Source organism: Microvirga makkahensis (assembly GCF_009830105.1).
GTDB lineage: Bacteria > Pseudomonadota > Alphaproteobacteria > Rhizobiales > Beijerinckiaceae > Microvirga > Microvirga makkahensis.
The window spans coordinates 1-5,120 of record NZ_WURB01000059.1; the positions used below are offsets into that span (position 1 = coordinate 1).

General features: G+C 60.8%; 5 protein-coding genes, 1 tRNA gene and 1 pseudogene. 5 read left to right on the top strand and 2 right to left on the bottom strand.

What is annotated here, in order from left to right:
* The 3 genes and pseudogenes from GR328_RS26255 to GR328_RS26265 all read left to right on the top strand — a co-directional run.
* A pseudogene (locus GR328_RS26255) lies at nucleotides 1-172 on the top strand (electron transfer flavoprotein subunit alpha/FixB family protein); the annotation flags it as partial.
* A gap of 85 nt (nucleotides 173-257) precedes the next feature.
* Nucleotides 258-1,139: a 3-hydroxybutyryl-CoA dehydrogenase gene (locus GR328_RS26260; RefSeq protein ID WP_160888589.1), complete on the top strand. Its 882-nt coding sequence runs from the start codon at nucleotides 258-260 to the stop codon at nucleotides 1,137-1,139.
* Between the two features lie 656 nt (nucleotides 1,140-1,795).
* Nucleotides 1,796-2,362: an HNH endonuclease gene (locus GR328_RS26265; RefSeq protein ID WP_160888590.1), complete on the top strand. Its 567-nt coding sequence runs from the start codon at nucleotides 1,796-1,798 to the stop codon at nucleotides 2,360-2,362.
* Between the two features lie 44 nt (nucleotides 2,363-2,406).
* Here the strand turns inward: GR328_RS26265 and GR328_RS26270 are convergent, their stop codons facing one another.
* Both GR328_RS26270 and GR328_RS26275 read right to left on the bottom strand, forming a co-directional pair.
* The gene (locus GR328_RS26270) at nucleotides 2,407-2,907 is read right to left on the bottom strand and encodes a disulfide bond formation protein B (RefSeq protein ID WP_160888591.1); all 501 of its coding nucleotides are present in this window, start codon (nucleotides 2,905-2,907) and stop codon (nucleotides 2,407-2,409) included.
* Nucleotides 2,908-2,920: 13 nt separating this feature from the next.
* Nucleotides 2,921-3,502: a YqaA family protein gene (locus GR328_RS26275; RefSeq protein ID WP_160888592.1), complete on the bottom strand. Its 582-nt coding sequence runs from the start codon at nucleotides 3,500-3,502 to the stop codon at nucleotides 2,921-2,923.
* Nucleotides 3,503-3,650: 148 nt separating this feature from the next.
* Between GR328_RS26275 and GR328_RS26280 the strand changes: the two genes are divergently transcribed.
* Both GR328_RS26280 and GR328_RS26285 read left to right on the top strand, forming a co-directional pair.
* Nucleotides 3,651-3,735: transfer RNA gene (locus GR328_RS26280), tRNA-Leu, on the top strand.
* A gap of 404 nt (nucleotides 3,736-4,139) precedes the next feature.
* On the top strand, nucleotides 4,140-4,574 hold the full coding sequence (locus GR328_RS26285; protein WP_160888593.1) for a hypothetical protein: 435 nt from the start codon (nucleotides 4,140-4,142) through the stop codon (nucleotides 4,572-4,574).
* The last annotated feature ends 546 nt before the right edge of the window (nucleotides 4,575-5,120 follow it).

Here is a 5,120-nt window from a genome sequence, read left to right on the forward strand (position 1 = left end):
GGGCATCTCCGGAGCGATCCAGCACCTGGCGGGCATGAAGGATTCCAAGGTGATCGTGGCCATCAACAAGGACGAAGAGGCGCCGATCTTCCAGATCGCCGATTACGGCCTCGTCGGCGACCTCTTCGCCATCCTCCCGGAACTCAAGGAGGAGTTGACCAAAGCCGGTTAATCGGGTCAGGAATAGACATACGACAGCGATCCGGGCGGCACTTCCCGCCCGGACGCTTTGAGCATGGACGGTAGGCGGATTCAAGATGGGCATCGAGATCAAAACGGTTGGCGTGATCGGCGCGGGGCAGATGGGCAGCGGCATTGCGCATGTCTGTTCGCTCGCGGGCTTCAGCGTCCGGCTCCACGATCTCTCGGAGGAGCGCATCAATGCGGGCCTTGCCACCATCAACGGCAACATGGCGCGCCAGGTCGCCAAGGCCGCCATCACAGACGGCGACCGGCAGACGGCACTCGAGCGCATCAAGCCGGCGCTGGGCTACGACGACTTGGCCGTATGCGACATCGTGATCGAGGCTGCGACCGAGAACGAGGAAGTGAAGCGCAAGATCTTCACCAATCTCTGCCCCTCGCTGCGCCCTGATGCGATGATCGCGACCAATACGTCCTCGATCTCCATCACCCGGCTCGCCGCCGCGACTGACCGCCCGGAAAAGTTTATCGGCATTCACTTCATGAACCCGGTGCCGGTGATGCAGCTCGTGGAGCTGATCCGCGGCATCGCGACGGATGATCCGACATACGAATCCGCCAAGGAATTCATCGCCAAGCTCGGCAAGACCTCCACCGTATCGGAGGACTTCCCGGCCTTCATCGTCAACCGCATCCTGCTGCCGATGATCAACGAGGCGATCTACACCCTGTACGAGGGTGTGGGCTCGGTGGAAGCCATCGACACGGCCATGCGGCTCGGGGCAAACCACCCGATGGGTCCGCTCCAGCTTGCCGACTTCATCGGCCTGGACACCTGCCTGTCGATCATGCAGGTGCTCTACGAGGGCTTGGCCGATTCCAAGTACCGCCCCTGCCCGCTCCTGGTGAAATACGTCGAGGCCGGCTGGCTCGGACGCAAGACCAAGCGGGGCTTCTACGATTATCGCGGCGAACACCCGGTCCCGACCCGCTAGGGCATGGGACGTGAAAAGTGAACTTGCACTTTTGGGACAAATCCGATGCTCTATCCTTTTGAAGAGCGCATCGGACAGGAAGGTGCATTTCAGTTAGGGAAGCATCCAATGCCGCCCTCCGAGCGGCGCTTCGTCGGGTGCGGAACGCATGGCCATTTCAGGGGACCAAGCCCCAAGGGCGAATTGTTCACTGAAATCAAATCGGGTGCGTCACAAACGTTCCTCGGGTGAGCTTCACAACAGCGTCACATTGCCTATAGTCTACTCAGACGGGACTACTCTTCTTTGAGAGGAGGCGGTGTGACGATTCGCATCAAACCTGTTGCGAGGCCGGAGGTCCGCCCGGCCTTTGTCCTCGATGCCGGGCATAGGCCTTTGGGCGACGATCCCCTGTCTATTCGAGACCGGACAGGTGCGATCAAAGTGGCGCTCCCGGATCCGTCGAACGGCGCGTCCGCGTACGACAAAGCCGTCCGAAGTCCGAGCACCCCGGCCCGCTTCTCTTCAGTCATCTCTCTCACCCGACACTCAGCCCCTTCCCGGTCAGGCTCCTACCCGCTCCGACAATTTCCCGCGCGATCATTGCAGCCACCGGGTTCGTGGCGCCTGCGCAGCTCGGAAACCGCCAAGACTCCGTTCCGGAGTGAGGGTTCCAGATGAACGTTCCCATCTCCAACCTCAGAACCCTCGTTCTCAATGCTGACTTGCAGCCTCTGAGCTGGGCTCCTCTCTCCATCTGGCACTGGCAGGACGCCTTCGTCGCCGTGATCCAGGACCGGGTCGTTCAAATCAAGACCTACGACGACGTCCTGGTCCATTCCGCCAATCAATCCTTCGAAGTCCCGGCAGTCGTCGCCCTCAAGCGCTACCGCAAGCGCAAGAAGGTGGCGTTCACCCGGTATCATCTGTTCCTACGGGACGAGTTCACCTGCCAGTATTGCGGACAACGATACGACGCCAAGGATCTGACTTTCGACCATGTCATTCCGAAGAGCCGGGGCGGCATGTCGGCATGGAGCAACATCGTCGCATCCTGCAGCGCCGACAATCTCCGAAAGGGAAGCAAGACGCCGCAGCAGGCCGGAATGACGCTCAGGCGCAAGCCGTTCGAACCCACCCCCCATGAGCTCGACGCCATCGCCCGGCGCCTTCCCCAGGCCAGAGACGACCTCCACCAGACCTGGATGGACTTCCTGTATTGGGACGCCGAGCTTGAGAGCTAGCCTCCTTCCATCGACCTATCCTGTTGAACCGACGAGAGCGATTGTCAGCGCCCGAGGTAGAAGCCCTTATCCACCGCAGCCTTGGCCGCGAAGGCTGCGAGCGCGAGAGAGATCAGAACGTTCCAGCCGGCCAGCGACAGCCCCAGAAAGCGCCATGCGGCCTCCGTGCAGCTCACCACCCGCGTGTTCTCCAGCTGGCTGAGGAAATCGCCCATGGCGCCGGTACCGGTGCCGGAACCGCCGCCGCAATCGCTCGGACCCAGAAAGAGACCCCATTCGACACCGGCATGATAGGCCCCGAGCCCCGCGCTCGCGAGGAAGATCAAGGCCAGGAGCCATAGGGCCGCCCGGGTCCAATGCGGCGGCAGGAAAGCCGCCGCGAGACCGGCCGGCATGGCGAGATAGTAGGGATTGCGCTGGATGAGGCACAGCTTGCAGGGCACATAGCCGAACCCGTGTTCAAAGACGAGCGCGCCGCCGATAGTGGCGGCTGCAGCCAGAGCGACGGCCAGGGCCGATTGGCGCATGGTCAGGTGAAGGGTCATGCCTGTTCCCTCTTCAGAACAGATAGCGGAAGGCCGCGAACCCGCCAATGATGATGATGACGGCGAAGGTTGCGACGAGATTGAAGTTGTTGTCGATGATCCCCTTGATGCGCGGACCGAACCGGCTCATGAGCAGCGCGACCAGGAAGAAGCGGGCGCCGCGGGTCAGAGCGGAGAGCAGGATGAACCAGCTCAAGGAATAGCCGGCGAGTCCAGAGGTGATGGTGACGAGCTTATAGGGGATGGGCGTGAGGCCCTTAAGCAGGATCACCCAATGCCCATATTCCGCATAGCCGTGCCGGAAGGCCTCCACGCCCTGCGTGAGGCCGTAGAATTCGAAGACCTGGACCCCGATCGTATCGTAGAAGGCGACGCCGATGGCATAGCCCAGGACGCCGCCGAGGACCGAGGCGATGGTGCAGACGAGCGCATAGAACCATGCCCGGTCGGGACGGGCCAGCATCATGGGCACGAGCATCACGTCCGGCGGCACGGGAAAGAAGGAGCTTTCCGCAAAGGACACAGCGGCCAGGGCATAGGGAGCGGAGGGCTTCGAGGCGAGGGACAGGGTCCAGTCGTAAAGGCGTCTGAGCATGGGATTCCGGCAGTATCGGTCACAAGGGCCGCGCGCCCAGCCCCTTTGAGCATAAGCCGCCCGGAATAGCGAGAGGCAGGCTCAGCTCAAGCTTTCATAGCTGCCTGATTGACCACGCTCATTCCCTCATGGTACTTCGCAGATCCTTGCCCCTGTGGCGGAATTGGTAGACGCGCTCGACTCAAAATCGAGTTCCGCAAGGAGTGCTGGTTCGATCCCGGCCAGGGGCACCACTTTGATTTACTCATTTTTCAGCCATTGCCCGCGCCCAAGATGGTGAGCTCGCCGTCGGCACGTTGAGGACATTGCGCAGCTTGGAAGCAGTGGGGCCGATGGATGATTCGCGATGAAGTTCCTTTGTCGGCTGCCGATGCTCCAGCTCGATGCCCTCTCTCTGGTTCGCTGGCAATTTTCGTTATCTGCCGCGCCATAAAACAGCATGGGGAGGCGGCTTGTGGCTGGTAAAAACTCAGTCCGGCCGAGCCGTGACGGTGATCAGTTCCATTATTTCTGGGCCGCCCGCTATTGACGTGAACTGCTACCCGGTGGATCAGATCTCGTCGCTTTGACGATTGAGGGCGCTTCTGAGCAGGAGATTGCGTCTGGGAAGCCCCTGAGTGGCGAGCAGTTGATTGATGTGGGCCTCTACATTGGGTCCGAAATGCTCGGGACGGCGAGGCTCGTCCGCTACGTTCCGCTTAAGCACTCTACCCGCCGCACCACGGAGCCCTGGACGGCCAGTGGACTCGAGACGACGATTAGAGTGTTCGCTCAACTTTACGCAGAGCTTCTGGAGCGCTTCCCCGCCAAGGACATAGCCCAGCGGTTCCAATTCTCCTTCACCACTAACCGGCCGGTCGCCCCCAAGCTGCTGGAGACCATTGCGGATATCGCCGCTGGCGCAAAGCGGCGACACCCCAAGCTTAGCAGAACACTCGTGCGGTGGTCGAACCTTGGAACTGCCGAGGCGGCGTGGTTCTTCCGTCTCTTTTCCGTTGACGGGGGTGGGGCAGGCCTTTGGGACCAGCGCAACCTGCTGAGCCAGAACCCGGCAGTATCTTCCGGACACTGACTGCGACGCTCCCGTGCAGCTGAAGGAACTGGTCACGCGAAAGGCGATCACTGAGTTTGAGTCGAACCCCAGTATCCGTCTCCATGACGTCCTGCGCGCGTCGAAGGGACCGAAGATGTCCTACAGCCCGCGCGTTCCCTCATGCCCGACGCTCGGACCACGCCGGCGCGTGAACAGGAAGAGGAGATCAGGACAGCTGTTCTGGCTGCAAATGTACCCGTCGTCATTCATGCCGTACTATTACGAACGGCGCCAGGAATTCCCTTACACGGTATGTTGCAGACACGCGACGGAGCGCTCAAATCGCCCTCCCTGACAAAGTTACAACGCCAGGTCTCTTGCATCAAAGCTGAAAAAATTCAGCAGGATTTTGATATAATCGTATCTCCCTGAAAGACGCCTGCCCGAATCCATGTGCTTCATGCTGCATACTGTCGGGCTGCATTGCCTTCAGCCGGATCGGCAGGATCGCTGTGCAGATGCGGGGGCATCTATGCAACATTCTATCGTGCGAAATCACGCACGATCTTTATCGAATGCGGGTGG